The organism is Croceibacterium atlanticum (assembly GCF_001008165.2).
GTDB lineage: Bacteria > Pseudomonadota > Alphaproteobacteria > Sphingomonadales > Sphingomonadaceae > Croceibacterium_C > Croceibacterium_C atlanticum.
The window spans coordinates 633,976-660,050 of record NZ_CP011452.2; the positions used below are offsets into that span (position 1 = coordinate 633,976).

Here is a 26,075-nt window from a genome sequence, read left to right on the forward strand (position 1 = left end):
CTGTGATATTGAAAGTTCATGTCTGGCAGGAAAAACCTGGTGGCCATTGGCCCGGAATCGCGCAGCACCGATGCTGCAAATGTCGCGTCGGAAGAACGTGACGCAGCTGACAATATGGAGGTTCTGCCCGAACCGGCCGACGAGGTCGAAGAGGAATGGATAGAAGAGCCCGAAGAGGATGGGTCTACCACTCCTGCTTGGCTGGCGCCCGCGTTTGCAGCGCTGGCCATAGTCGTGTGGTCAGTGTTTTTCGGTTGGGTTTATCAGGCGGAGATACTGGATGGTGCCCCGCCCACCCGCTGGGTGGAATGGATAGTCGACTGGTCGGTTCCGGTCCTGCTCGTGATCGGCCTGTGGCTGCTGTCCATGCGCAACAGCAGGCGTGAAGCGGCTCGCTTCGGCGCCACGGCACATCTGCTTTCGCGCGAATCCGCGCTGCTGGAAAGCCGGCTTACCGTCGTCAATCGCGAACTCAGCCTGGCCCGGGAATTCATCGCTGCCCAGTCCCGCGATCTTGAAGCTCTTGGCCGGATTGCGAGCGAGCGCCTATCCAGGAATGCGCAGGAATTGCAGAGCCTTATCACGGATAATGGCGAACAGGTGGAAGCCATTGCGCGGGTCAGCGACACTGCGCTGGAGAATATGGGCCAATTGCGCAGCGAATTGCCGGTGATCTCCAATTCGGCGCGCGATGTCAGCAACCAGATCGGCAATGTCGGCCAGGTGGCGCGGGTTCAGCTGGACGAGCTGATTTCAGGCATGAAGCGGCTCAATGAATTCGGCGAAGCAAGCGAACACCAGGTCGAAACGCTTCGGTCCAAGGTCGATGCGGCGATCTCTGCTTTTGAAGAGCAGGCCCGTGCCCTTGGCGGACTGGCGGATGATCGGTTTGAAGCGCTCAAGGAACAGAGCATCGCCTTCCGCGAAGAGCTGGATGGTCACGAGACCGAAGCGGTCGAAGCCCTGCGCCGCCGTGCGGCCGCGTTGGAAGAGGAACTCGAATCCCGCCGCGCGGAGATCAAGGGCAGCGAGGACGAAGCATTCGAAACACTTCGCAGCCGGTCGACGGCGCTGCGTCAGGAATTGACGCTGAGCGAGAAGGCGGCAGTGGATGCAATGCGCCTGCGTGCCAGCGCCCTGGAAGAAGAGCTGGAAGGGAAGCGGCAGGCAATTCAGGCTGCCGAGGAATCGGCACTGGACGTGCTGCGCAGCCGGCTTGCCCAATTGCGCGAGGAAGGCGGCCGCATCGGCCGGTCGCTTCGCGAGAGCGAAAGCGATGCAGCGGAGGCCTGGTCTGCGGCGGTTTCCGGCCTCGAAGAGCGTATGTTCGATGCCATCCGCAAGATTTCCGAAGTCGATCAGCAGGTACTCGACAATGCGCGCAAACGGCTTGATGCCCTGAGCAGCGAAGCTGCCCGCGTCGATGCGATGATAGTCGAACGGTTTGAAGCGTTCGAGGCTCAGCTTGCCGAACGGAACAAGCTGGCGGAAGAGCGGGAAACCAGTTCGCTTGCCGAGATCGAGGAGCGGTTCGCTGCCTTCGATGCGCGGATCACTGAAAGGCAGGAGGAACAACTCGCCCATGTGGCCGGTCTGGCCGAGAGAGGAGACGCTCTCGCCGACAGGCTGACCGAACTGGGATCGGAGATCGAGCGGATTTCCTATCTCGGCCGCAAGGCGCAGGACGGGCTGACCAATGCCGCCGGCGAACTGGCTGCCAAGCTGACCGAAAGCCGCAATGTCCTGAACGAAAATACCGAGAAAGTTTCGGCTCTTACGGATCACAGTGTGCGTCTGCTGGAAATCATCCGTGCGGGCGCGAAACATAGCGGGGAGGAACTGCCCCGCGCAATCGGCGATGCCGAGGAACGATTGGTTGCCTTCCGCAAGCAGGCCAGCGAATTGCGCGACGTGATCGCCGATGCCGGATCCAAGAGTGCCCAGCTTGCCAGCAATGTCGAGAATGCGCAGAGCGGCGGCACAGATGCTTTGGAACAGATTACCCAGATGGAAGCGCGGCTTGGCGAACTGGCCAACCGGTCCCGGAACCTGGCGGAACACGCCCGCGAAGAACTGAGTTCCGCGATTGCCCTGCTCGAGGAAAAGGCCAATGGCGCGCTTGGTCAGTTGAGCGAGGAACAGGCAGCAGCGATCCGCAATATTGCCGAACGGATTGCCGCGGACAGTCACGAAGCCATTGGCAGCGCGGTGAGCGAACATGCCGAGAAAGCCCTGGAACTGCTGCAGAGCAGTGCCTCCCGGGCCAGCGAAGCCGGACGCGAAACCGCGATCCAGCTACGCGATCAATTGTCCATGGTGAACGAACTGGCCGGCAATCTGGAACGGCGGGTTGCCCATGCGCGGGCCCGTGCGGAAGAACAGGTGGACAATGATTTCAGCCGGCGGATGGCGCTGATCACGGAAAGCCTGAATTCCAATGCGATCGATATCGCCAAGGCTTTCGACACCGAAGTGACCGACACCGCCTGGTCCAGTTACCTGAAGGGCGACCGGGGCATCTTTACCCGGCGTGCCGTGCGCCTGCTCGACAATCAGGATGCCAAGGCTGTTGCCGAACTGTATGGCGAAGAACAGCAGTTCCGCGAGACGGTGAACCGCTATATCCATGATTTCGAAGCGATGCTGCGATCGGTCCTGTCGACCCGGGACGGCAATGCGTTGGCCGTCACCGTCCTCTCTTCCGAAATCGGCAAGCTCTATGTGGCGCTGGCGCAGGCGATCGATCGCCTGCGCAACTGATGCGGCTCAATAATTTTCGGGGTCGCTATATCCGGGCGGCCCCGCGCCGAAGAAGTCGATATCTTCCAGCGTGATCCAGCCATAGATGTAATTTGAGACGTAAAGGCCGCAAACTATCGTGGCCATGATCGTCGCGCGCAGGATCACGCGGCCCGGCCGGAAATTGGCAGGGGCGCTGTCGGCCTGGCCGGGTATCTTCTCGATGCCCATTTCATCATGTGTTCGCACCCCGAAGGGCAGCATCACCAGCGCGCTGAAGACCCAGCAGAGAAAATAGATTGCCAGTACGGAAGTCCACGCCATGGTTCTATTCCGTCCCTTCCGGCAGGATCACGCGCGTTTGGGGCTTTTTGCCCGACCAGCGCTGCGCCGCACGGCGAGCGGCAAGCCGCGCGGCTTCGCGGACCGTATCCCGATCTCGCCGGGCCGCGCCCTTCAGCTTTGCGATTGCACTGGCAACGTCGTCCTGCGCCTCTTCGATGAAGGCGGCATAATCTTCATCCAGCGGCAAGCCGATGCCTTCGATCCGCGCCTTCCCCTGCCGATCGAGGATCACGATCAACATGCCATCCCGCGCGAGGCGGCGGCGCATGGTAATCGCTTCGCCATCGGCGGGTACGATAATGTCACCGTCCAGGACAAGCCGGCCGCTGTGAACCTCCGCGATCTTGCCTGGCGCACCGGGCGCAATGCGGACGATATCGCCGTTTTTCTGTACCACGGCATTGGCAATACCGTGGTCGAGGCCGAGCCGCGCCTGTTCCTGCATGTGGCGCATTTCGCCATGAACGGGCACGAGAATATCGGGGCGGAGCCAGCCATAAAGCGCTTCCAGCTCCGGCCTTCCCGGGTGGCCTGAAACGTGAATTTCGCTTTGCCGGTCAGTCACCATCTGAATACCGCGTTCCGCCAGGCGGTTCTGCACGCGGCCGATGGCGATTTCATTGCCGGGGATCTGACGGCTTGAGAACAGCACGACATCCCCGCTGGTCAGGCTGATCGGGTGGTTATCCTCCGCAATGCGCGATAATGCCGCACGCGGTTCGCCCTGCCCGCCCGTGGCCATGATCAACACTTCTCCGCGCGGGAGCGCCATGGCCGTGTCGAAATCGACAGGTTCGGGGAAATGCTGGAGATAACCGTTATTCTGCGCGACTTCGATTATCCGTTCCAGGGAGCGTCCGGCGACGCATAATTTTCGCCCCGTCTCCTGCGCGACATGGCCCAGGGTTTGCAGGCGCGCGACATTGGAAGCGAAAGTGGTGACGAGCACCCGCTTGCCGCCATGACGCTGAACTTCCTCCAGCAGCCCGCGGTACACCGCACCTTCCGAGCCGGAGGGAACAGGATTGAACACATTTGTGGAATCGCAGACCAGCGCCAGCACGCCTTCATCCCCGATTGCGACCAATTCCTCTTCCGTGGCGGGTTCACCCACCAACGGTTCCTCGTCCAGTTTCCAGTCGCCCGTGTGAAATATCCGGCCGAAAGGCGTTTCGATCAGCAGCGCATTCCCCTCTGCAATCGAATGGGCGAGCGGGATATAGGTTATCTCGAACGGGCCGAGCTCGATGCTGCCGTGATCCTCTTCGATCACATAGAGATCGACATCCTTGGCAATGCCGGCCTCCTCCAGCTTGCGCAGGACGAGATCAGCCGTGAACGGCGTGGCATATACCGGCACGCCCAGTTCGGCCGCGAAATAGGGAACTGCGCCGATGTGATCTTCATGCGCATGGGTCAGCACGATGCCAAGAAGGTCCTTGGCCCGTTCCTCTATGAATTCAGGATCGGCAAACAGCAGTTCAGTCCCGGGATATTCATTGGCACCGAAACTCATGCCGAGATCGACCATCAGCCATTTGCCCTGACAGCCATAGAGATTGACGTTCATGCCAATCTCCCCCGAGCCGCCAAGCGCAAGTAACAGCAATTCGTCCTCGGGTGTGTAGTTCTTTTTCACTGTGCGCCGGCCTTTCGAGCGAGCAATGCGAGGCCTTCCAGCGTCAAATCGGTATCCACCGCGTCAAATATCTCCGTATGTTCATCGAACAGGAGGGCAAGCCCCCCGGTTGCCACTACCTTGGCCGGGCGCCCGATCTCCCCCCGAAGCCGCGCGATCAGGCCTTCCATCATCGCGACATAACCCCAGAAGACACCAATCAGCATCTGATCCTCGGTATTGGTGCCGATGACGGAATCTGTCGCCGGGCTCCTTATGGCGATGCGTGGCAGTTTCGCAGTCTGGTTGACCAGCGCATCCAGGGACAGATTTATCCCTGGTGCGATAATGCCCCCCTTATAGGCACCGTTGAAATCGACCACGTCGAATGTGGTCGCGGTGCCGAAATCTATGACGATCAGATCGCCCGAATATTTTGCGTGAGCGGCAAGGGCATTCACTGCCCTGTCTGCGCCCAGTGAGCGTGGTTCTCCTACATCGATGGGGAAATCCCAGGCAGCCTGCCCTTCCCCCGCAAAAAGCGCCGACAGGCCAAAATATTTTTCGCCCAGAACTTCAAGATTATGGCGCGCGCGGGGCACCACAGTGGAAACGATCATCTGGGAAATAGCAGAGCGATCCACGCCTTCAATGGCCAGCAACTGCAACAACCAGACGGCATATTCATCCGCCGTCCGCCGCGGATCAGTGGCGATCCGCCAACGCGCGCGAATATCCCGTCCATCGAACAAGGCGAATACGACATTGGTGTTGCCGACATCGACAGCGAGCAGCATTGCTCAGTTTCCTTCCAGCTCCACGTCACCGGCATGGATGACATGCATTGTCCCGTCATCCAAGCGCAGTTGCAGCGCTCCATCCGGCGCAAGCCCTTCGAACTTGCCGGAGGTTTTCTGCCCTTTGCCGTCATGAACCGAAAGGGCGGAGCCGATTGGATGTGCCGCTGATAACCAACGCGTCAACAGCGGACCAAGGCCGAACTGGCGCCAGCGCCCGAGTTCGCGATCGAACTGGTGCGCCAATTCACGCGCAAAGGCATCGCGACCGGGAACAGGGCCGGAATCGGCCAGGCTACGTGTTTCCCGATCGGCAAGTCGGGGTGCGGCAGCGAGATTTACCCCGACACCGATAACGGCGTAGTCGCCCCGGCGTTCAAGCAGGATGCCGCAAAATTTCGATCCCGCGATCAGCACGTCATTCGGCCATTTGAGGAAAACACCTAATGGACGCGCAAGGGTGGCGAACACGGCTTCGTACACCGCCAGGGACGTGACGAAGGAGAGGCTGGGTGCCGGCGGATCCTGGGGCGACAAATGAACCACTGTCGACCCCATGAAATTGCCGCGCGCGTCCAGCCATCTCCGCCCTTGCCTGCCCCGACCGGATGTCTGCCGGTCGGCGACAAGCCATGTTCCTTCGGCAATGTTCTCGCCCGCTTCCAGACGCGCGATCAGATCAGCATTCGTCGATCCGGTTTCGCGAACAGTCTCGAAGCGCGCCGACAAATCAGGCCAGCAATAGCAGCGACGCGGCAGCGCTGTCAGCCAGGTCGCCCAACCAACCCGTCAACAGATAACCGAGCGGAGAAATGAACACCGTACTGATGGCCAGCAGCGCCCAATGCGACCAGTCACTCTTGCCGACGACCTTGTTGGCCGGTTCGTCAAAGAACATGATCTTGACGATCTTGATGTAATAGAACGCGCCAATCACCGAAGCAGCGATACCCAGCGCCGCCAGCACGATAAGATCGGCCTCGACCGCAGCACGGAACACCACAAACTTGCCCCAGAACCCAAACAGGGGCGGGATGCCGGCCGTGCTGAACATCAGCGCCATGAGGCACCATGCCAGAGCAGGACGGGTGGTCGAAAGACCGGCCAGATCGGAAATTGCCTCCACCGGATTGCCATCCGCATCGCGCAGCATGAGCACGGCGACGAAGCTGCCGACAGTCATCGCCACATAGATCGCGAGGTAAACGAGCATGGCGCTGGCGCCTGCGAGCGTACCCGTTGCCAGGCCGATGAGGATGAAGCCGATATTGTTGATCGACGAATAGGCCAGCAGTCGTTTGACATTAGACTGCCCGATGGCGCCCAATGCGCCGACCACGATCGAAGCCAGGGCGGCAAATACCACAATTTGCTGCCACGCATCGGCCTGCATCCCGAACGGATCCAGAGCGACACGGGCTGTCAGCGCGACCGCTGCGACCTTGGGCGCAGTGGCAAAGAAGGCGGTAACCGGCGTGGGTGCGCCTTCGTAAACATCGGGCGTCCACATGTGGAAGGGGACGGCGCTCATCTTGAAGGCCAGACCCGCCAGCACGAAGATCAGGCCGAACAGAGCACCGGTGGCAAGTTCACCATCCAGTGCAACGCGAATACCTTCAAAACTCGTCGTGCCGGTAAAACCATAGGTCAGGCTCATGCCGAACAGCAGGATGCCGCTCGCCAATGCACCGAGAACGAAATATTTGAGACCAGCTTCTGCCGAACGGTTATCGCTCCGCAGGAACGCTGCGAGTACGTAGGCGGAAAGGCTGTTCAGTTCGAGACCGATATAGAGGGTCAGCAAGTCCGTCGCCGAAACCATGATGCTCATGCCAAGCGTGGCGAAGAGCACGAGGACCGGGAATTCGGCGCGCATCGATCCAGTGCGCTCCAGGAAGGACGGAGCCACGATCAGCACCGCACCCGATGCCGCAAAGATCATCAGCTTGGCAAAACCGGCAAAGGCGTCGGCACGGAACTGCCCGCCAAATGCCATGGTATCCGGCCCTGCAGCGCCCGCGCAAACTGCCGGAGCTACAAGGAAGAAACACGCGCCGAGCGCGACACAGGCGAGCACGCTGATGGTGCGCGACGCCTTGTCGCCCGACCATGCAGCAACAAGCAACAACGCGAGACCGCTCAACGACAGCAGGATCTCCGGCGCAATCAGCGCAAGGGAGGCCTTGAATTCCATCAGTGCGCCTCCCCGTGCGCTTCGTCTTCTTCGGCGGCCTGCGGCTCGCCAATTGTCAAATGTGCATCGCTCTCAGGCGCAGAAGGGGCCAGGCGGGCGTCGAGTGCCTGGATATCCTGCCGCATGGGAGCGAGGAAACTTTCCGGATAGATACCCATCCACATCACGGCTGCTGCCAGCGAACCGAGCATCAGCCATTCACGCTTGTCGAGATCCGGCATGGCCGCGGCATCAGCGTTCTTCTGCTCTCCGAAAGCCACGCGGCGATAGAGATAAAGCATATATGCAGCGCCAAGAATAATGCCGGTGGTGCACACGAAAGCCGCCCAGCTTGAAACCTGGTAGATACCGGCAAGGCTGAGAAATTCCGCGACAAAGCCACTCGTGCCCGGAAGGCCGATGCTGGCCATCGTGAACAGCATGAAGAAGGTCGCGTAACGCGGCATGTTGATCGACAACCCGCCATAGCGACTGATCTCGCGTGTATGCAGCCGATCGTAGATTACGCCGACACAGAGGAAAAGTGCACCGGATACGAGCCCGTGGCTCAGCATCATGATCATGGCGCCTTCCAGACCCTGCGTGTTGAAGGCGAAGAGGCCGACCGTCACGATCGCCATATGGGCAACCGAGCTATAGGCGATCAGCTTTTTCATATCGTGCTGCACGAGCGCAATGAGGCTGGTGATCACCACCGCAGCCATGGACAGCCCCCAGACCAGCCAGGCCAGTTCGGCGCTGGCATCGGGGAACATGGGCAGCGAGAAACGGATGAAGCCATATCCACCCATCTTGAGCAGGACGCCGGCAAGTATGATCGACCCAGCTGTCGGCGCCTGAACGTGCGCATCGGGCAACCATGTGTGCACAGGCCACATCGGCATCTTGACCGCGAAGCTGGCAAAGAAAGCGAGGAACAGCCAGATTTGCGCCTGTACCGGGAAATCATAGGCCATCAGGGTCGGAATATCCGTCGTGCCGGCTTCATTCACCATCCACAGCATCGCGATCAGCATCAGAACCGATCCGAGAAGCGTGTAGAGGAAGAATTTGTAGCTGGCGTAGATCCGGTTATCGCCGCCCCAGATACCGATGATCAGATACATCGGGATCAGGCCTGCTTCGAAGAAGATGTAGAACAGGAACAGGTCCTGCGCGGCGAAGACGCCGATCATCAGCACTTCCATCATCAGGAAGGCGGACATGTATTCGCCGACACGCCTGGTGATGGAATTCCAGCTCGCACCGATGCAGATCGGCATCAGGAACACGCTGAGTACGATCAGCATAAGGGCAATGCCATCAATGCCCAGCGCCCATTCGAAACCGGCGAAGATCGGCGCGCGTTCGACAAATTGCCACTGCGCGCCGCCAATGTCGAAATTGGCCCAGAGCACTATGCCCAGAGCGAGATCGATCAGCGTGGCCGCTAGCGCGATGGCGCGTGCCGTCTTTGCTTCGGAGAACAGGCAGGCAATCGCACCGACCAGCGGGACGAGCAACATCAAGGAGAGAATGGGGAAGCCTTCCATCAGACGAGCACCCAGCTGATTGCCGCGACAAGGCCGATCAGCATCACCAATGCATAACTATAGAGATAACCCGACTGGATCTTGTGGGCGAGAACGGAACCTTTCTCGACCACCCAGGCCGCACCATTGGGGCCGAAGCGATCGATCAGGCCGACATCGCCGCGCTGCCAGAACTGGCGGCCGAGCCAGAAGGCGGGTTTCACGAAAATGAAATTGTAGAGCTCGTCGAAATACCACTTGTTAAACAAGAAGCGGTAGATCGGCCCCAGCTGCGCTGCCGCCTTCTGTGGCACCGAGGTGTTGCGGATATAGGCATACCAGGCGATCGCCAGCCCGATCAGCATCACGATACTGGCCGACAGCTTCACCCAGAGCGGCACTTCATGCATCGAATGGATCAAATGCTCATTGAACGCGATCGAGCCGTTCCAGAAGGCCTCGCTTTCGATAAAGCTCGGGCTGAATATGTAACCGGCAAACACGGCACCGAACGACAGCACGATGAGCGGCACGAGCATTACCCACGGGCTTTCATGCGGATGATAGCCGGCAGTGCCATCTTCATGATCGTTCGAGGGCACGTGATGAGCGACGTCATGCCCGGCGTCTTCCTGTGAAGGCGGATTAGCATCGTTCGGTTCAGCATGTCCGTGATGAACGGCGTGCTGGATATGCTCGCTTTCTGCCCAACGCGGTTTGCCCCAGAACGTGAGGAACATCAGGCGCCAGGAATAGAAACTGGTCAGCAATGCGGCAAACGCGCCCAGCCAGAAAGCCGTACGGCCCATTTCGGTACCGCTGGCGAATGCTGCTTCGAGAATGGCGTCCTTGGAATGGAAGCCCGCGAAGCCGGCATGGAGCCAGTAGATACCGACGCCGGTAATCGCCAGCGTCCCGGCCATCATCGCCCAGAAGGTAATCGGGATGTGCTTACGCAGGCCGCCATAGTACCGCATATCCTGTTCGTGATGCATGGCATGAATGACCGAGCCGGCACCGAGGAACAGCAATGCCTTGAAAAAGGCGTGCGTGAAGAGATGGAACATGGCCGCGCCATACGCGCCTACGCCTGCGGCGAAGAACATGTAGCCGAGCTGCGAACAGGTGGAATAAGCGATGACGCGCTTGATATCCCACTGGGTCGTGCCAACCGTCGCGGCGAAGAAACAGGTGGCGCCGCCGACAAAAGTGACGAAGGTCAGCGCCGCCGGAGCCGCTTCAAACATCGGTGACAGGCGGCAAACCATGAACACGCCTGCAGTCACCATGGTTGCCGCATGGATCAGCGCGGAAACCGGCGTCGGGCCTTCCATCGCGTCCGGCAACCAGGTGTGTAGGCCAAGCTGCGCCGATTTACCCATGGCGCCCACGAACAGCAGCAGGCAGATGATCGTCATCGTGTCGAGCTGCATGCCGAGGAAGCCGATGGTAGAGGCACCCTTCATAGCTGGCGCCGCTTCCAGGATCTCGGCAATGGAGGTCGTCTGGAACACCAGGAATGTACCGAAAATTCCCAGCATGAAGCCAAGGTCGCCTACGCGATTGACTACAAAGGCCTTGATCGCGGCTGCGCTGGCGCTGGGCTTCCTGAACCAGAAACCGATGAGCAGATAGCTCGCGAGGCCCACGCCTTCCCAACCGAAGAACATCTGCACCAGATTATCCGCGGTCACCAGCATCAGCATCGCGAAGGTGAACAGCGAAAGATAGGCGAAGAAGCGGGGCTGGTCGGGATCCTCCGACATGTATCCCCAGCTATAGAGATGGACCAGCGCGGAAACACTGGTGACAACCACCAGCATGATCGCGGTGAGCGTATCCACGCGCAACGCCCAGTCGAAGGTCAGCGCGCCGGATTGAACCCATTTGAGGACGGGCACCACCGTGGTGGGAACATCGCCTGCAAGGAAGGTGATGAAGATAGGCCAGCTGAGTGCACAGGCAATGAGCAGCGCGCCGGTCGTGACGACCTTGGCGGCAACATTGCCGATGGCACGGTTACCGAAACCGGCGATGATCGCCGCGAGCAGCGGCAGGAAGACGATTACCAGAACCGAGGACACGACTTATCCCTTCATCCGGTTGGCGTCGTCGACCGCAATTGTGCCGCGACTACGGAAATAGATCACCAGGATGGCGAGACCGATCGCCGCCTCTCCGGCAGCAACAGTGAGTACGAACATCGCGAATATCTGACCAGTCAGATCGCCCAGAAATGCGCTGAAAGCGACAAGATTGATGTTCACGGCAAGCAGGATCAACTCGATCGCCATCAGGATGACGATGATGTTCTTCCGATTGAGGAAGATCCCGAGAACGCCGAGCACGAACAGGATCGAGCTCACCACGACATAGTGTTCGATGCCGATCACAGCTCGACCCCCTTTCCGATTTCCGGACGCGTCTTCACGATCGCATCTTCCGGACGGCGCGAAACCTGTTTCGCGATATTCTGGTGACCGCGCACGGCGCGTGCTTCGCGATGCGTCAACACAATGGCGCCGACCATCGCAACGAGCAGGATGATACCTGCGCTTTCGAACAGGAACAGATATTTGCCGTAAAGCAGAGCACCGATATTCTCGATATTGCTTTCACCGATAATCGGCGCAGCGTCGCCCATCGGAGTGCCCAGTTCCATCGCGCCGGCGCGATATGCGCCCACACCAAGCACCAGTTCCGCCAGCAGGATGATCGCTATCGCGATGCCCAGCGGGAAGTTCTTGACGAACCCGGCCCGCAGTTCAGCAAAATCGATGTCGAGCATCATGACGACAAACAGGAACAGAACCGCGACGGCGCCGACATATACAATCACCAGCAGCATGGCGATGAATTCGGCACCGACCAGGACCATTAGGCCGGCGGCGTTGAAGAAGGCCAGGATCAGCCACAACACCGAATGCACGGGGTTGCGAGCCATGATCGTCAAGGCTCCGCTGGCAATGACCAGCACGGCGAATAGATAAAAGGCGAAGGTGTGAATCATGATGCCCCGAACGGTACCGCGCGCCGGTTAGCGATAGGGCGCATCGGCTTCAAGGTTCGCGGCGATTGCACGCTCCCACTTGTCCCCGTTCGCCAGCAGTTTCGCCTTGTCGTACAGCAATTCCTCGCGCGTTTCTGTGGAATATTCGAAATTCGGGCCCTCGACGATGGCATCCACCGGGCAAGCTTCCTGGCAGAAACCGCAATAGATGCATTTCGTCATGTCGATATCGTAGCGCGTCGTGCGGCGGCTGCCGTCCTCACGCGGTTCGGCCTCGATCGTGATGGCCTGCGCCGGGCAGACTGCTTCGCACAATTTGCATGCGATGCAGCGTTCCTCGCCATTGGGATAGCGGCGCAGCGCGTGCTCTCCACGGAAGCGAGGGCTCAGCGGGTTCTTTTCATAGGGATAGTTGATCGTCGCCTTCGGCTTGAAGAAATACTTCAAGGTCAGCGAGTGGGCCTTGAGAAATTCCCACAGCGTGAAGGATTTGACGAGTTGAGCGACACTCATGCGCCATACCTCGTTAACATCAGATAGCCGGAGACCAGAACCACGAAGAGCAGGCTCATCGGCAGAAACACTTTCCAGCCAAGCCGCATCAGCTGGTCATAGCGATAGCGCGGCACCGTAGCCTTTACCCAGCTGAACACGAAGAAGAAGAAGAACGTCTTCAGCAGCAGCCATACGATTCCCGGCACGTAATAGAGCGGAGCCCAATCGACCGGTGGCAGCCAGCCACCGAAGAACAACACCGCGTTCAGCGTGCACATCAGCAGCACATTGGCATATTCGCCGAGCCAGTAGAGCGCGAAGGCCATGGACGAATATTCGGTCTGGTAACCGGCCACGAGTTCGCTTTCCGCTTCGGTCAGGTCGAACGGTGCGCGGGCGGTTTCCGCCATGGCCGAGATCAGGAACACGACCCACATCGGGAACAGCAACGGATTAAACGCGAAGGCGTTGATAAATCCGAATATATGACCCTGTTGCGCTTCGATGATGCCGTTCATGTTGAACGTGCCGGCCCACAGTACGACGCAGATCAGGATGAAGCCGATAGAAACTTCATAGGAGATCATCTGCGCCGCGGCGCGCATGGCTGAGAAGAAGGGATATTTCGAGTTTGATGCCCAGCCTGCGATCACCACGCCATATGTTCCGAGGGAACTTATCGCGAGGACATAGAGAAGGCCGACATTGATATCCGCGAGCACCGCGCCCGAATTGAACGGGATCACCGCCCAGGCCATCAACGCGACGGTGAAGGTGATGATCGGAGCGATCAGGAACAGGCCCTTATTCGCCGCCGCAGGGACGATCGTTTCCTGCAAAAAGACCTTCAGACCATCCGCGAAGCTCTGCAACACGCCGAAGGGGCCGACCACGTTCGGGCCCCGGCGAAGAGCGAAGGCGCCCCAGAAACGGCGTTCGGCGTAGATAACCATCGCGACCGCAAGCATGAGCGGCAGCGCGATCAGCAGGATTCCGCAGATCGTGGCAACAAACCACGCCCAGTCGTAAGTCATGCCGAGTTCTTGGAAGAATGCGGTCATTCCGCAGCCTCCGCCAGTTCTTCAGCCTGGAGCAGCTCTGCGGAGCATCGCTGCATGGTCGGGCTTGCCCGGCTGATCGGGTTGGTCATGTAGAAGTCCTTGATCGGATAGGCGATCAGCCCTTCTGCCTTTGCGGACGCATCGGCTTCCGGAAGCGCCCCGTAATCCGCCAGGCCTTCAATGCCAAGAGCCGGAACTTCCGCAATCATCGCTGTGCGCAATTCGTCGAAGCTGTTGAAGCCTACTTCCACACCCAGAGCATCGGCGAGGGCGCGCAGGATCGTCCAGTCTTCGCGGGCATCACCGGGTGCGAACACGGCCTTGTCGGCGAATTGTACGCGACCTTCAGTATTCACATAAGTGCCTGGCTTTTCGGTGAAAGCACTCGCCGGAAGGATGATGTCGGCAGCATGGGCGCCCTTGTCGCCGTGATGGCCGATATAGACCTTCAGCGCATTCTCGAACCTGGTGAAGTCCACTTCATCCGCGCCAAGCGCCAGGAGCAGCTTGGGCTGTGCGTCCACCAGATCGGCGATGCCGCCCTTCTGTGCATAGCCGAGCATGAGCGCACCCATCCGCGCGGCAGAGAAATGCAGGACATTGAACCCGTTCCACCCGTCGCGGACGAGCTTGAACTTCTCCGCGAAAGCCAGAGCCGGATCGAGCGCTCCAGCAGCAAGTCCAGCGCCGCCAAGGATGATTGCCGGCTTTTCTGCTCCCTGGAACGCCTCGGTCACCTGCGCAGGCAGATCGTTGAGAAAGGCCGCATCATCGCCGATGAACTGTGCCGGATAGGTGGTTTCCCATTCCGGCCCGATCAGGAAAATCTTCGCCCCTCTTTTTGCCGCCTTGCGCAGGCGCACATTGAGCAGCGGCGCTTCCCAGCGAATATGGCTGCCGACCACCAGAATGGCATCGGCTTCCTCGATCCCGGCAAAGGTCGAGTTGAAATTAACGGCCGCGAGATTTTCGGTCGGATAGGCCATCCCGGTCTGCCGGCTTTCGATCAGGCTGGAACCGAGCGCACCGATCAGCTTCTTCGCGGCAAACATGGTTTCGCAATCGAGCATGTCGCCGGCGATAGCGGCCACATCCTTGCCTGGCTTGACCTTGGCGATCGCCTTGAATGCCTCGTCCCAGCTGGCCTGCTGCAACTTGCCACGTTTGCGGATCCAGACCTTGTCGAGACGCCGGCGGACAAGCCCGTCAACCTGGTACCGCGCCTTGTCGCTGATCCACTCCTCATTCACATCGTCATTGATGCGGGGGAGCGCGCGCAATACTTCGCGGCCTCGGCTATCGATCCGGATATTCGCCCCCATCGCATCCGAAACGTCGATCGAAAGCGTCTTCTTAAGCTCCCATGGACGCGCCTCATAGGCGTAGGGCCGGCTCGTCAGCGCGCCGACAGGGCACAGATCGATCACATTCGCGGAAAGCTCGTGCTTCGCGGCATGTTCCAGATAGGTCGTGATCTGCATGTCTTCGCCGCGATAGAGCGCGCCGATTTCGTCAACACCGGCCACTTCTTCGGAGAAGCGGACGCAGCGTGTGCAGTGAATGCAGCGGGTCATCACCGTCTTGATCAGCGGACCCATATATTTCTCAGTCACCGCGCGCTTGTTCTCGTGATAGCGCGTGCCGCCACGGCCATAGGCCAGGCTTTGGTCCTGCAGATCGCATTCGCCGCCCTGGTCACAGATCGGGCAATCGAGCGGGTGGTTGATCAGCAGGAACTCCATCACGCCTTCGCGAGCCTTCTTGACCATCTCGCTATCGGTGCGGATTTCCTGGCCTTCGGTGGCAGGCAGCGCGCAACTCGCCTGCGGCTTCGGCGGTCCGGGCTTCACTTCGACCAGACACATGCGGCAATTGCCGGCGATGGACAGCCGTTCATGATAGCAGAAACGCGGGATTTCCTTGCCGGCCAGCTCGCAGGCCTGCAGCACGGTGGCGCCTGCCGGGACCTCGATTTCCTGTCCGTCTACGGTTACTTTAGGCATTATTCGGCTTTCGCTTGCTGGGCGACCGCAGCCGCCTCGAATTCGCGATACAGAGCTTCGGCAAAATAGCTCGTCAGCATGGACTTGCTGAATTCCACCTGCAGGCCATCCGGCATACACGGGCCGAGTTGCGGAATCAGCGATTTCAGCGCTTCTTCCTCTTGCGGCTCACCGGGAATTGCCGTGACAAATGCACGGCTGTTTTCCGGATCGGTACGGACTACGCAACTGGCAAAATCCAGCATGAGATAAGCAGTTCGGGATTTGGAGCTTTCCAATTCAGGAAAATACCGAGCGTATTGCACCGCTGTATCCGCCGGCACCAGTTCCTGATCGGCAAAGTCGTCGATCAACAATTGCCGGAACAGCCCCCCACGCAATGTTTCAGCCGGCATCATGAGCTGACCGTGCGACAAGCATCCATCATTCATGATGGTCCGTGCAACTTTTTTGTCGAGTTTCTGCGAATAGGAGGCAAGAAATTCAATCACTACAGCTCTGTCACTATAAATAGCGCAACGGCTAAAGTCCTGTGTCGCCCGTAATGCTCGATCTTCTTCAGAAATGGTCTGGTTATTAGCATGATTATTCGCCGTCGGCCGCGAAATGCGCGATCCCGTAGGCGCCGCGTCCTGTGCCGCCGCAGGGCCACTGCCGCAGAACAGGCTGCAGCCTGCCAGCAGGATCAGGGCGTCGCGAAGCTTCACTCCGCAGCCTCCTGCAATGCGCCCTGGTTCGCAGCAATCCGCCGTTCGATTTCCGGACGGAAGTGGCGGATCAAGCCCTGGATCGGCCAGGCGGCCGCATCGCCCAGGGCGCAGATCGTGTGGCCTTCCACCTGCTTGGTCACGTTGAACAGCAGGTCGATCTCTTCCACATCGGCATCGCCGGTGCGCAGGCGTTCCATCACGCGCCACATCCAGCCTGTGCCTTCGCGGCAGGGCGTGCACTGGCCGCAGCTTTCATGCTTGTAGAAATGGCTGATCCGGCTGATCGCCCGTACGATGTCGGTCGATTTGTCCATGACGATCACAGCTGCCGTACCGAGACCGGAGCCGACTTCCTTCAGACCGTCAAAATCCATCGGGCAGTCCATGATCTGCTCCGCCGGAACCAGCGGAACAGAGGAACCGCCGGGAATAACGGCCAGCAGATTGTCCCAGCCACCCGTGATGCCGCCGCAATGCTTTTCGATCAGCTCACGGAAAGGAATGCTCATCGCCTCTTCGACGACGCAGGGCTTTTCCACATGGCCGCTGATCTGGAACAGCTTGGTGCCCTTGTTGTTCTCCCGCCCGAATCTGGAGAACCACGTGGCGCCGCGCCGCATGATCGTGGGCACGACAGCGATCGATTCCACATTGTTGACGGTGGTCGGGCAGCCATAGAGGCCCGCGCCGGCCGGGAAAGGCGGCTTGAGCCGTGGCTGGCCCTTCTTGCCTTCGAGGCTTTCGATCATCGCGGTTTCTTCACCGCAGATATAGGCGCCCGCGCCCCGATGGACGAAGACGTCGAAATCATAACCCGAACCGGCTGCGTTCTTGCCCAGCAGGCCCGCGTCATAAGCCTCGGCCACGGCGGCAAACAGCGTTTCCGCCTCACGGATATATTCGCCGCGAATATAGATATAGGCCGCCCGCGCCCGCATAGCGAAACCGGCGACCAGCGCGCCTTCGATCAGCTTGTGCGGATCGTGACGGATAATCTCGCGATCCTTGCAGGAACCCGGTTCGGATTCGTCCGCATTGATGACGAGGAAGCTGGGCCGCGGATTACCGTTATGATCCTTTGGCGCTTCCTTGGGCATGAAGCTCCACTTCATGCCGGTGGGGAAACCTGCCCCGCCCCGCCCGCGCAGACCAGACGCCTTCACCTCTTCGATGATGGCATCCTGCCCCTTGGCGATCATGTCCTTGGTATTATCCCAATCCCCGCGAGCCTGTGCGGCTTTCAGCCCCCAGTCCTGGAAGCCATAGAGATTGGTGAAGATGCGATCCTTGTCGGCGAGCATTACCACTCACTCCGGTAATCGTGGTTTTCGGTAACCATTTCCTTGAGCGTGGTCGGCCCACCGCTCGGTTCGGAGGTATGGCGGCCCGGTTCCTGAGTGCCTTCCTTGGGCGTCTCGCCTCTGGCCAGTGCATCAAGTACGGCATCGAAACGTTCGACCGTCAGATCTTCGTAATTGCCATCATTGATCTGGACCATCGGCGCCGTGGCGCAATTGCCCATGCATTCGACCTCGGTAAGCGTCCACATACCGTCACCGGTGGTGTGGCCCTTCTTCATTCCGCGCTTCGCACAGGCGGCGAGAATATCGTCCGAACCACGCAACATGCAGGGCGTTGTGCCGCAGACCTGCACGTGGAAACGGCCGACCGGCACGAGATTATACATGGTGTAGAAGGTCGCGACCTCGACCACGCGGATAATCGGCATGTCGAGATAATCGGCGATATATTCCATCACCGGGATCGGCAACCAGCCCTGCGTATTGGTTTCCGCACCGACTTGCCGCTGGGCAAGATCGAGCAGCGGCATCACTGCCGAACGCTGGCGCCCTTCGGGATAGCGTGCGACGATCTGCTTCGCCTTGACGAGATTCTCGTCATTGAAGGCCCAGTTGCCCCACCGCTCGCGCAGTTCCGGCGTATCTGGTTCAAGATGACGGTCGGCCATTAGCGGTCGCACTCCCCGAACACCACGTCGATCGCGCCGAGAATGGCGGTCGCGTCGGGCAGCATGTGGCCCTTACTCATGAAATCCATCGCCTGCAGGTGACTGAAGGCCGTCGGGCGGATCTTGCAGCGATATGGCTTGTTGCTGCCATCGCTGACGAGATAGACGCCGAATTCGCCCTTGGGGCTTTCGGTCGCCACATAGACTTCGCCCGCCGGCACGTGGAAGCCTTCCGTGTAAAGCTTGAAGTGGTGGATCAGCGCTTCCATCGACTGCTTCATCTCGCCGCGCTTCGGCGGGGAAACCTTGCGGTCATCGGAGCAGATCGGCCCTTCCGGCATTTCGGCCAGGCACTGCTTCATGATCTTCGCCGACTGGCGCACTTCCTCGACACGGACCATGAAACGGTCATAGCAATCGGAATTCGTGCCGACCGGGATTTCAAAATCCATGCGGTCATACACGTCATATGGCTGCGACTTGCGGATATCCCAGGGAATACCGGCCGCGCGGATCATCGGGCCGGAAAAGCCCCATGCCAGCGCATCATCCTTGCTCACCACGGCAATATCGACATTGCGCTGCTTGAAGATGCGATTGTCCATGACGAGGGACATGGCATCTTCGAACAGGGTCGGCAGGCGAGTATCGAGCCAGTCGGCGATGTCGGTCAGCAGCTTCAGCGGCACGTCCTGATGCACGCCGCCGGGACGAAACCATGCACTGTGCATGCGCGCACCCGAAGCCCGCTCGAAGAAATTGAGACAATCCTCACGAACTTCGAAAAGCCACAGGTTTGGCGTCATCGCGCCCACGTCCATGACGTGCGAGCCGATATTCAACATGTGGTTGCAGATGCGCGTCAGTTCCGCGAACAGCACACGCAGATATTGCGCGCGCAGCGGCACTTCCACATTCAGCATCTTCTCGATCGCGAGCACATAGGAGTGCTCCATGCAGAGCGGGCTGCAATAATCGAGCCGGTCGAAATAGGGCAGAGCCTGAAGATAGGTCTTGTGCTCGATCAGCTTTTCGGTGCCGCGATGCAGCAGGCCGACATGCGGATCGATCCGCTCGATAATCTCGCCGTCCAGCTCCATCACCATGCGAAGCACGCCATGCGCGGCGGGATGCTGGGGGCCGAAATTGATCGTGTAATTCGTGATTACGTCATCGCCGGTGGTCGGCGATTCTTCGAGCTGGAGGCCGCTCATTCGCCCTCCTCCTTGTCCACTTCGGTTGCGCCCTTGGTCTGCGGACTTTTGCCCTTGCGAACCGGCTCATCCGGGCGATCCTCGGTCGGTTCGGGGGCATCGGTGTCCTTGCCGCCCTTGCCCTCGGTCGCCGGCGCGCCGGAACTTTCCCGGTCCGCAGCCTTGGCATCAGCCTTCTTACCAGCACCCGTATCCTTGGTGCTTTCAGTCGTCGCGGGCGTATCGACCGCAGGGGCTTCAGCCTTTTCATCCCCGGGAAGGACGTAATCCGCGCCTTCCCACGGGCTCATGAAATCGAAGCTGCGGAAATCCTGGGCCAGTTCTACAGGCTCATAGACGACGCGCTTGTCCTCTTCGGAATAGCGCAGTTCCTGATAGCCGGTGAGCGGGAAGTCCTTGCGGAAAGGATGCCCTTCGAAACCGTAATCGGTCAGGATGCGACGGAGGTCCGTATTTCCTTCGAACAGCACGCCATACATGTCGTAGACTTCGCGTTCGAGCCATCCGGCAACGGGCCACAGCGTCGTGACGGTCGGCACCGGAGTATCTTCGGCGGCGCTGCATTTCACCAGGATACGATGGTTCCTGGTTACTGACAGAAGCATGTAGACAATTTCGAACCGTTCGGGACGCTGGGGATAGTCAACCCCGGCGATTTCCATCAATTGCTGATATTCGAAATCATCGCGCAGCAGGCGCAGCGCATCTTCGATCCGGTCACGTGCGACGGTGAGAACCAGCTCGCCATGTTCGGATTTGCTGCTGAGCAGCATGTCGCCCAGCGCCGCGGCGAAGCTATCGGCAATCCCTTCGATCTCGGCGATCCGGGGCGCGGAATGCAGAACACTGGCCATTATCGCTCGATCGTCCCTTCACGGCGGATCTTCCGCTGCAACTGCATCACGCCATAAAGCAGCGCTTCGGCAGTGGGCGGGCAACCCGGCACATATATATCGACCGGCACGATGCGATCGCAGCCACGCACGACGGAATAGCTGTAATGGTAATAGCCGCCGCCATTGGCGCAGCTGCCCATCGAGATCACATATTTCGGATCCGACATCTGGTCATAGACCTTGCGCAGCGCCGGAGCCATCTTGTTGCACAGCGTGCCGGCAACGATCATCACGTCGCTCTGGCGCGGCGATGCACGCGGGGCAGCTCCGAACCGCTCCATGTCGTAACGCGGCATGTTCACATGGATCATTTCGACCGCACAGCAGGCCAGGCCGAAGGTCATCCACCACAGCGAACCCGTACGGGCCCACTGGAACAGCTCTTCCGTGCTGGTGACAAGGAAGCCCTTGTCATTCACTTCGGTCTGCAGCGCATGAAAATAATCGGCATCGGGCAGGCGCGTTTCGCCGCCCAGCGCCGTCGGCTGCTGATGAATCGCCCTGTTATGGGCGGGGTCGCGCGTCGAACTCGCAGCGAGATGCGCGCCCGGAATGTCGTTACTCACTCCCATTCCAGTGCTCCCTTCTTCCAGGCATAGGCGAGCCCGACCGCAAGTTCGAACAGGAAGACCATCATGGTCGCCCAACCGGTCCATCCCGTCAGATCAAGGCTGACCGCCCAGGGAAACAGGAACGCTGCTTCCAGGTCGAAGACGATGAACAATATGGCCACCAGATAGAACCGGACGTCGAACTGGCTGCGGGGATCTTCGAAAGCGGGGAATCCGCATTCATACTCGCTAAGCTTTTCCGCCGATGGGTTGTGGCTGCCGGTCAGGCGGGAAACGCCCATCGGCAAAAACACGAACAACACGGACAGGCCGAGCGCGATGAAGAGGAAGATCAGGATGGGTAGATATTGGGTTAGATCGACCAAAGGTCTGACTCGCTAGGAATGCTGGGCTTTCAAGGCCCCTATCTTCCCGCAATGCGGCATTCAAGAGGCATGACCCCTTTTCCCGCCTCCTGCACCGTGATTGCGTTTGTCACACGCGCTTACTAGATCAATTGCGTGACACAGTCCGCGACGCAGGAGAGCTCGCTAAATGGCCATTTTCAACGAATCCGATCCTATCGTCATCCTGTCCTACGCCCGCACGCCGATGGGCGCCATGCAGGGCGCGCTTGCAGAGGTGAGCGCGACCGACCTGGGCGCCACCGCCGTGAAGGGCGCGGTCGAACGGGCCGGAATTTCCGGTGATGAATTCGACCGCATCTATATGGGCTGCGTGCTGCCCGCAGGCCTTGGACAGGCACCCGCGCGCCAGGCCGGTGTCAAGGCGGGCCTGCCAAAATCCGTCCAGGCGACGACTGTGAACAAGGTCTGCGGCAGCGGCATGCAAACGGTCATTATGGGGGCCGAAGCGCTGGCATCCGGCGCCGCCGATTTCATCGTCGCCGGCGGTATGGAGAGCATGACGAATGCGCCCTATCTGCTCAAGAAGCATCGTTCAGGCGCGCGGCTTGGCCATGACACGGCTTACGATCACATGTTCCTGGACGGGCTGGAAGATGCTTACGATGCGGGGGCCGCAATGGGTTCCTTCGCGCAGGAAACGGCGAACGAGTACAAGCTGACGCGCGAGGAGATGGACGAATTTTCCATCGAATCGCTTTCCCGCGCAAATGCGGCGATCGAAAGCGGCGCCTTCAAGGACGAGATCGTTCCGGTCACCTATTCCACCCGCAAGGGCGAAGTTACGGTGGATACGGATGAACAGCCCGGACGCGGACGCCCGGACAAGATCCCGCAATTGCGTGCCGCCTTTGCAAAGGATGGCACGATCACCGCAGCCACCTCATCGTCTATTTCCGATGGTGCCGCCGCACTGGTGCTGACGCGTTCCAGTGTCGCCAAGGATAAGGGCTTTGCGCCTGTCGCCACGATTGTGGGCACGGCGGCCCATGCGCAGGAACCGAAGGCCTTCACCACCGCACCTGTCGGCGCGATCCATACCCTGCTGGAGAAGACGGGCTGGAGCATGGATGAGGTCGACCTGTTCGAGATCAACGAAGCCTTCGCCTGCGTTGCCATGTTCGCCATGCGCGATCTCGGCATCCCGCATGAAAAGATCAATGTGAATGGCGGCGCCACGGCGCTGGGCCATCCCATCGGCGCCAGCGGTGCGCGCATCCTGGTAACACTCATCGCGGCATTGAAGGCACGCGGTGGCAAGAAGGGTATTGCCAGCCTCTGCATTGGCGGCGGCGAAGCAACCGCGATCGCGGTCGAGATCGCCTGACGGCCAAATCATGCTATGCCTCCCCTGTTCGCAATTGCAGGGGAGGCATTGATGAAGAAGATCACCGTTTTATGCGGATTGGCTGTCCTGGCGGCCTGTTCCAGTCCCGAATCGAATGATGCGGACGCGGAGGGCGATGCATCCGCCGCCCCGTCCGCAGTGAGCGCCATGGCCGGATCCTATGAGATCGTGACCGACGACGGCACCATCTCAAGCTTTCTGGCCGAGGATGGCAGCTATATCGAAAGCATGGATGGGGACATCGTCTCTATGGGTTCATGGCGCGAGGAAGGCGGCAAGACCTGTTTTGACCCAACGACCGACGAGCCGCCAATGTGCTATACTATAGGTGATATCGGCGATGATGGCACTTTCACTGCGACACCGGATGAAGGCGATCCGATCACGGTGAAGAAAGTCGATTGAGCGCAATGCCGCCCCCGCTGATTTTGTGCGGGCAGCCGCGGAGATAAAAATATCAGGGTTCGCCCGCGCCCCAGAGCCGGTCTTCGCGGACCCAGCCTTCCTGGGCTTTTACCCGGAATTCGCACCAGCCATCGCGGCAATCGCCCAGCGTGCCGACCACGCCGGGTTCGACATTCCACAGCAATTGCGCACCCGTTTCCGGAGATCCGCGCATTTCAGCCAATCCATCGCCAATGACGATCGCCCCGCGCTGCGGGCTGAGAAGCCGCGCGACAATCCAGCCTTGCGTGCCGTCGGGATCCTGTACCAGACGCCACCCCTGATAGAGGCGCACCACTTTCACGGGCAGGCCCTTGCGGCGATAGACCCAGTCAATCGGGTAATTGATGCTGGGCCCCACCCGCATGTTCACCTCTTCCGCGCGGACCGTGGCCCAATAGGGTACTTCACGATCCTGCGCCGCAGCCGGCATGGCGATGCCGAGCATAAGGAAAAAGAACAGGGCGATGCGCATCATGAAGCTTTCCTAGAGCGTCGCGAAGAGTCGCTTCAAGATATCGATGACGAAAGCACGCAATCGCCCTGGAAAATATGGCGGGATCAGTCGCCGGTCAGGATTCTGTCGACCAATTGCTTCACCGTCGGAGTGAAATTGTTCGAATAGAACGGGTCCTGCTTGAAGCGGAAAGCCGCATGGCCGGCAAACATCAGGTTCTGTTCGACATCGTCACCATGGGCAATGTCCTGCAAAGTCTTCTGGATGCAGAAACTGCGCGGGTCGGCCAGGCGCCCGGTGGTGTAATCATCGTGATCCTTCCAAGAGGAGAACCCGCAATGCGACAGGCAGCCCATGCAGGCGGCCTGGTCTTCGCGGATCACCTTGCGGGATTCGGGCGTGACGAACACGACCGTATCGTCCGGCGTTTTCAGTGCTTCGGTATAGCCTTCGGCCACCCAGCCCCGCGCCCGTTCCAGATCCTTGGGCGCGACCCAGAAATTCTTGCCCTTCACGCCGACATCGAGCTGGACGGTATGTTCGCCCGCCTCGACCCGCGAATAGGGAATCTGCCGTTCGCTGCGCGCTTCAAGATCGCGGAGGAAGGGATTGCGCACGGCCGAGCTGTAAAAACCCGTGGGGCTGAAACGGTGAAGCAGGACATCGCCCGGTTCGAGCGTGCGCAGGCGATCTTTCCAGCCCTGCGGAATCGGGCTTTCATGCGTCAGCAGCGGCCTGGTGCCGAACTGGAATGCGATCGTGCCGAGTTCCGGATTGTCGATCCAGTCGTTCCATTCGCGCAGGAACCACACACCGCCGGCCATTACGATCGGCACGTCATCCGAAATGCCTTCCTTGCGCATGACATCGCGGACGGCCTTGACGCGCGGATAGGGATCTTCCGGCTTTTTCGGATCTTCGGCATTGGACAGGCCGTTATGGCCGCCGGCCAGCCACGGATCTTCATAGACCACGGCCGCCATCAGGTCCGACACCTTGTGATAGGACCGCTTCCACAATGCGCGAAAGGCACGAGCCGAACTGATGATCGGCAAATAGCTGACATTGAAGCGAGCGGCGATTTCGGCCAGCTTGTAGGGCATGCCCGCACCGCAGGTGACGCCCGTCACAAGGCCGCGGGTCTTTTCCAGCACGCCTTCGAGCACGGCCTGCGCCCCGCCCATTTCCCACAGCACGTTGATATTGATCGCGCCCTGCCCATTGGCGATGTCATAGGCACGGCGCACCTGTTCCACCGCGCCATCGATGGCATACCGCACCAGTTGTTCATGCCGTTCCTTGCGGGTCAGCTGGTCATAGACCTGCGGAATGATCTTGCCTTCCGCATCATAGCTATCCGCATTGACAGCACTGACAGTACCGATTCCACCAGCGGCAGCCCATGCACCGGAACTCATATGATTGGTCGCGGAGACACCCTTGCCGCCTTCGATCAGCGGCCAGACTTCGCGTCCGCCATAATTAATGGGCTTCAACCCTTTGAAATTCATCTACAACCTCATAAGGCGCCTATTGCGGCGCCGCTTCAGTTTCTTCGCCCGGCTGACTGCATGGCTCAATCTCGTGCGGCTCGGGCCGCTCCCCGTCAGCCACGAACTCGGCGTAATAACCTGCGAGTTCGGGCTTACGAACAAATTCGACCAGGCGGAAGCCCACATGATCGAATTCGCAAAACAACAATTTTGGCGCAATACCATGGCGGGCGACAGGCCGGTCAACATCTACCACGATTACCTGACCGCCTTCACGCAGCGCCGGACGTAATCGCCACAGGAATGCGTATGGTTCGGACACTTCGTGATACATGTGAACCATGAATATTCGATCGAAGCTGTCTTCCGGCAGTTTCGGATCGTCTTCAGTGCCGAGCTTGATGGATACATTGGCCAACCGTTCACGTTCGACCCGGTCCCCCAGCTGGCGCAGGGCTGCTTCGTCGATATCCTCGGCCAGCACGCGCCCATTCTCGCCAACGCGCTCAGCCAGGCGAACCGTATAATAACCTTCGCCGGAACCGATATCCGCCACGGTCATCCCGGGCCGGATATCGGCCAGATCCATCACCGTTTCCGCCTCGCGCCGATCGTCACGGACCTGTTCCGAGCTGAAGGAATTCCCCGAAGGCTGCGAATAGCCCCGATAAGCGCGCGGAAATTCCCGCGCCGTGGGCGGACGATCGTCATCAGCCGCAGGCTGGCACCCCATCAGAGATGCAGAAGCAGCCAAGAATCCTATGCAGAATAAGCGTTGCACGGGCCGGTATTAGC

25 protein-coding genes are annotated in these 26,075 nt (G+C 59.7%); 3 read left to right on the forward strand and 22 right to left on the reverse strand.

Features of this window, described 5'->3' with window-relative positions; all coding sequences use genetic code 11:
* Positions 1 to 18 precede the first annotated feature (18 nt).
* On the forward strand, positions 19 to 2,760 hold the full coding sequence (locus WYH_RS03040) for a coiled-coil domain-containing protein (RefSeq protein WP_046902660.1): 2,742 nt from the start codon (positions 19 to 21) through the stop codon (positions 2,758 to 2,760).
* Between the two features lie 6 nt (positions 2,761 to 2,766).
* Here WYH_RS03040 and WYH_RS03045 read toward each other — a convergent pair whose 3' ends face one another.
* Genes WYH_RS03045 through ndhC form a run of 19 tightly spaced genes read right to left on the reverse strand, consistent with a single transcriptional unit; the run spans position 2,767 to position 21,499 of the window.
* Complete coding sequence (locus tag WYH_RS03045) at positions 2,767 to 3,063, reverse strand: DUF1467 family protein (protein ID WP_046902661.1); 297 nt, start codon at positions 3,061 to 3,063, stop codon at positions 2,767 to 2,769.
* A gap of 4 nt (positions 3,064 to 3,067) precedes the next feature.
* A complete protein-coding gene (locus WYH_RS03050) occupies positions 3,068 to 4,723 on the reverse strand; it encodes a ribonuclease J (protein ID WP_244877951.1) in 1,656 nt (551 codons plus the stop codon).
* Positions 4,720 to 5,499: a type III pantothenate kinase gene (locus WYH_RS03055; protein WP_046902662.1), complete on the reverse strand. Its 780-nt coding sequence runs from the start codon at positions 5,497 to 5,499 to the stop codon at positions 4,720 to 4,722. The genes WYH_RS03050 and WYH_RS03055 overlap by 4 nt, the downstream gene beginning before the upstream one ends.
* 3 nt (positions 5,500 to 5,502) lie before the next feature.
* Positions 5,503 to 6,228, reverse strand: coding sequence for a biotin--[acetyl-CoA-carboxylase] ligase (locus tag WYH_RS03060; protein ID WP_046902663.1), 726 nt, complete (start codon positions 6,226 to 6,228; stop codon positions 5,503 to 5,505).
* Position 6,229: 1 nt separating this feature from the next.
* A complete protein-coding gene (nuoN, locus tag WYH_RS03065; protein WP_046902664.1) occupies positions 6,230 to 7,693 on the reverse strand; it encodes an NADH-quinone oxidoreductase subunit NuoN in 1,464 nt (487 codons plus the stop codon).
* On the reverse strand, positions 7,693 to 9,225 hold the full coding sequence (locus WYH_RS03070; RefSeq protein ID WP_046902665.1) for an NADH-quinone oxidoreductase subunit M: 1,533 nt from the start codon (positions 9,223 to 9,225) through the stop codon (positions 7,693 to 7,695). The genes nuoN and WYH_RS03070 overlap by 1 nt, the downstream gene beginning before the upstream one ends.
* The gene (gene nuoL / locus WYH_RS03075; protein WP_046902666.1) at positions 9,225 to 11,288 is read right to left on the reverse strand and encodes an NADH-quinone oxidoreductase subunit L; all 2,064 of its coding nucleotides are present in this window, start codon (positions 11,286 to 11,288) and stop codon (positions 9,225 to 9,227) included. The genes WYH_RS03070 and nuoL overlap by 1 nt, the downstream gene beginning before the upstream one ends.
* Before the next feature lie 3 nt (positions 11,289 to 11,291).
* Positions 11,292 to 11,597, reverse strand: coding sequence for an NADH-quinone oxidoreductase subunit NuoK (gene nuoK, locus WYH_RS03080; protein WP_046902667.1), 306 nt, complete (start codon positions 11,595 to 11,597; stop codon positions 11,292 to 11,294).
* Complete coding sequence (locus WYH_RS03085; RefSeq protein WP_046902668.1) at positions 11,594 to 12,214, reverse strand: NADH-quinone oxidoreductase subunit J; 621 nt, start codon at positions 12,212 to 12,214, stop codon at positions 11,594 to 11,596. The genes nuoK and WYH_RS03085 overlap by 4 nt, the downstream gene beginning before the upstream one ends.
* Positions 12,215 to 12,241: 27 nt before the next feature.
* Positions 12,242 to 12,727 carry an NADH-quinone oxidoreductase subunit NuoI gene (gene nuoI / locus WYH_RS03090; protein WP_046902669.1) on the reverse strand — a complete coding sequence of 162 codons (486 nt, stop codon included), beginning with the start codon at positions 12,725 to 12,727 and terminating at the stop codon, positions 12,242 to 12,244.
* Positions 12,724 to 13,770 (reverse strand): NADH-quinone oxidoreductase subunit NuoH, encoded by a 1,047-nt coding sequence (gene nuoH / locus WYH_RS03095; protein ID WP_046902670.1) that lies wholly within the window; start codon positions 13,768 to 13,770, stop codon positions 12,724 to 12,726. The genes nuoI and nuoH overlap by 4 nt, the downstream gene beginning before the upstream one ends.
* Positions 13,767 to 15,773 (reverse strand): NADH-quinone oxidoreductase subunit NuoG, encoded by a 2,007-nt coding sequence (nuoG, locus tag WYH_RS03100; protein WP_046902671.1) that lies wholly within the window; start codon positions 15,771 to 15,773, stop codon positions 13,767 to 13,769. Before nuoG ends, nuoH begins: the two co-directional genes overlap by 4 nt.
* Positions 15,773 to 16,480 carry a hypothetical protein gene (locus WYH_RS03105; protein ID WP_156320055.1) on the reverse strand — a complete coding sequence of 236 codons (708 nt, stop codon included), beginning with the start codon at positions 16,478 to 16,480 and terminating at the stop codon, positions 15,773 to 15,775. The genes nuoG and WYH_RS03105 overlap by 1 nt, the downstream gene beginning before the upstream one ends.
* The gene (nuoF, locus tag WYH_RS03110; RefSeq protein ID WP_046902673.1) at positions 16,477 to 17,784 is read right to left on the reverse strand and encodes an NADH-quinone oxidoreductase subunit NuoF; all 1,308 of its coding nucleotides are present in this window, start codon (positions 17,782 to 17,784) and stop codon (positions 16,477 to 16,479) included. Before nuoF ends, WYH_RS03105 begins: the two co-directional genes overlap by 4 nt.
* Positions 17,784 to 18,452: a complex I 24 kDa subunit family protein gene (locus tag WYH_RS03115; protein ID WP_046902674.1), complete on the reverse strand. Its 669-nt coding sequence runs from the start codon at positions 18,450 to 18,452 to the stop codon at positions 17,784 to 17,786. Before WYH_RS03115 ends, nuoF begins: the two co-directional genes overlap by 1 nt.
* Entirely contained in the window at positions 18,452 to 19,666 is a 1,215-nt protein-coding gene (locus tag WYH_RS03120) for an NADH-quinone oxidoreductase subunit D (RefSeq protein WP_046902675.1), read from the reverse strand. The genes WYH_RS03115 and WYH_RS03120 overlap by 1 nt, the downstream gene beginning before the upstream one ends.
* On the reverse strand, positions 19,663 to 20,520 hold the full coding sequence (locus WYH_RS03125) for an NADH-quinone oxidoreductase subunit C (protein WP_046902676.1): 858 nt from the start codon (positions 20,518 to 20,520) through the stop codon (positions 19,663 to 19,665). Before WYH_RS03125 ends, WYH_RS03120 begins: the two co-directional genes overlap by 4 nt.
* Positions 20,520 to 21,134, reverse strand: coding sequence for a NuoB/complex I 20 kDa subunit family protein (locus tag WYH_RS03130; RefSeq protein ID WP_235979814.1), 615 nt, complete (start codon positions 21,132 to 21,134; stop codon positions 20,520 to 20,522). The genes WYH_RS03125 and WYH_RS03130 overlap by 1 nt, the downstream gene beginning before the upstream one ends.
* Positions 21,125 to 21,499 (reverse strand): NADH-quinone oxidoreductase subunit A, encoded by a 375-nt coding sequence (gene ndhC / locus WYH_RS03135; RefSeq protein ID WP_046902677.1) that lies wholly within the window; start codon positions 21,497 to 21,499, stop codon positions 21,125 to 21,127. Before ndhC ends, WYH_RS03130 begins: the two co-directional genes overlap by 10 nt.
* A 169-nt stretch (positions 21,500 to 21,668) precedes the next feature.
* Between ndhC and WYH_RS03140 the strand changes: the two genes are divergently transcribed.
* Positions 21,669 to 22,865 carry an acetyl-CoA C-acyltransferase gene (locus WYH_RS03140; protein WP_046902678.1) on the forward strand — a complete coding sequence of 399 codons (1,197 nt, stop codon included), beginning with the start codon at positions 21,669 to 21,671 and terminating at the stop codon, positions 22,863 to 22,865.
* A 51-nt stretch (positions 22,866 to 22,916) separates the two neighbouring features.
* The gene (locus tag WYH_RS03145; protein ID WP_053833370.1) at positions 22,917 to 23,291 is read left to right on the forward strand and encodes a hypothetical protein; all 375 of its coding nucleotides are present in this window, start codon (positions 22,917 to 22,919) and stop codon (positions 23,289 to 23,291) included.
* 52 nt (positions 23,292 to 23,343) lie between these two features.
* Here the strand turns inward: WYH_RS03145 and WYH_RS03150 are convergent, their stop codons facing one another.
* From WYH_RS03150 to WYH_RS03160, 3 genes are all read right to left on the reverse strand, one after another.
* Complete coding sequence (locus tag WYH_RS03150; protein WP_046902680.1) at positions 23,344 to 23,808, reverse strand: SH3 domain-containing protein; 465 nt, start codon at positions 23,806 to 23,808, stop codon at positions 23,344 to 23,346.
* A gap of 83 nt (positions 23,809 to 23,891) precedes the next feature.
* The gene (locus WYH_RS03155; protein WP_046902681.1) at positions 23,892 to 25,298 is read right to left on the reverse strand and encodes an NAD(P)H-dependent flavin oxidoreductase; all 1,407 of its coding nucleotides are present in this window, start codon (positions 25,296 to 25,298) and stop codon (positions 23,892 to 23,894) included.
* A gap of 19 nt (positions 25,299 to 25,317) precedes the next feature.
* Positions 25,318 to 26,034 (reverse strand): class I SAM-dependent methyltransferase, encoded by a 717-nt coding sequence (locus WYH_RS03160; protein WP_425304760.1) that lies wholly within the window; start codon positions 26,032 to 26,034, stop codon positions 25,318 to 25,320.
* Positions 26,035 to 26,075 lie beyond the last annotated feature (41 nt).

Bases quoted from the DNA above. Each gene is read 5' to 3' on its own strand.
- WYH_RS03040 (WP_046902660.1), top strand. From the start codon at position 19: ATGTCTGGCAGGAAAAACCTGGTGGCCATTGGCCCGGAATCGCGCAGC.
- WYH_RS03045 (WP_046902661.1), bottom strand. From the start codon at position 3,063: ATGGCGTGGACTTCCGTACTGGCAATCTATTTTCTCTGCTGGGTCTTC.
- WYH_RS03055 (WP_046902662.1), bottom strand. From the start codon at position 5,499: ATGCTGCTCGCTGTCGATGTCGGCAACACCAATGTCGTATTCGCCTTG.
- nuoN (WP_046902664.1), bottom strand. From the start codon at position 7,693: ATGGAATTCAAGGCCTCCCTTGCGCTGATTGCGCCGGAGATCCTGCTG.
- WYH_RS03070 (WP_046902665.1), bottom strand. From the start codon at position 9,225: ATGGAAGGCTTCCCCATTCTCTCCTTGATGTTGCTCGTCCCGCTGGTC.
- WYH_RS03085 (WP_046902668.1), bottom strand. From the start codon at position 12,214: ATGATTCACACCTTCGCCTTTTATCTATTCGCCGTGCTGGTCATTGCC.
- nuoI (WP_046902669.1), bottom strand. From the start codon at position 12,727: ATGAGTGTCGCTCAACTCGTCAAATCCTTCACGCTGTGGGAATTTCTC.
- nuoH (WP_046902670.1), bottom strand. From the start codon at position 13,770: ATGACCGCATTCTTCCAAGAACTCGGCATGACTTACGACTGGGCGTGG.
- nuoG (WP_046902671.1), bottom strand. From the start codon at position 15,773: ATGCCTAAAGTAACCGTAGACGGACAGGAAATCGAGGTCCCGGCAGGC.
- nuoF (WP_046902673.1), bottom strand. From the start codon at position 17,784: ATGCTCGCCGACAAGGATCGCATCTTCACCAATCTCTATGGCTTCCAG.
- WYH_RS03115 (WP_046902674.1), bottom strand. From the start codon at position 18,452: ATGGCCGACCGTCATCTTGAACCAGATACGCCGGAACTGCGCGAGCGG.
- WYH_RS03120 (WP_046902675.1), bottom strand. From the start codon at position 19,666: ATGAGCGGCCTCCAGCTCGAAGAATCGCCGACCACCGGCGATGACGTA.
- WYH_RS03125 (WP_046902676.1), bottom strand. From the start codon at position 20,520: ATGGCCAGTGTTCTGCATTCCGCGCCCCGGATCGCCGAGATCGAAGGG.
- WYH_RS03130 (WP_235979814.1), bottom strand. From the start codon at position 21,134: ATGGGAGTGAGTAACGACATTCCGGGCGCGCATCTCGCTGCGAGTTCG.
- WYH_RS03140 (WP_046902678.1), top strand. From the start codon at position 21,669: ATGGCCATTTTCAACGAATCCGATCCTATCGTCATCCTGTCCTACGCC.
- WYH_RS03145 (WP_053833370.1), top strand. From the start codon at position 22,917: ATGAAGAAGATCACCGTTTTATGCGGATTGGCTGTCCTGGCGGCCTGT.
- WYH_RS03150 (WP_046902680.1), bottom strand. From the start codon at position 23,808: ATGATGCGCATCGCCCTGTTCTTTTTCCTTATGCTCGGCATCGCCATG.
- WYH_RS03155 (WP_046902681.1), bottom strand. From the start codon at position 25,298: ATGAATTTCAAAGGGTTGAAGCCCATTAATTATGGCGGACGCGAAGTC.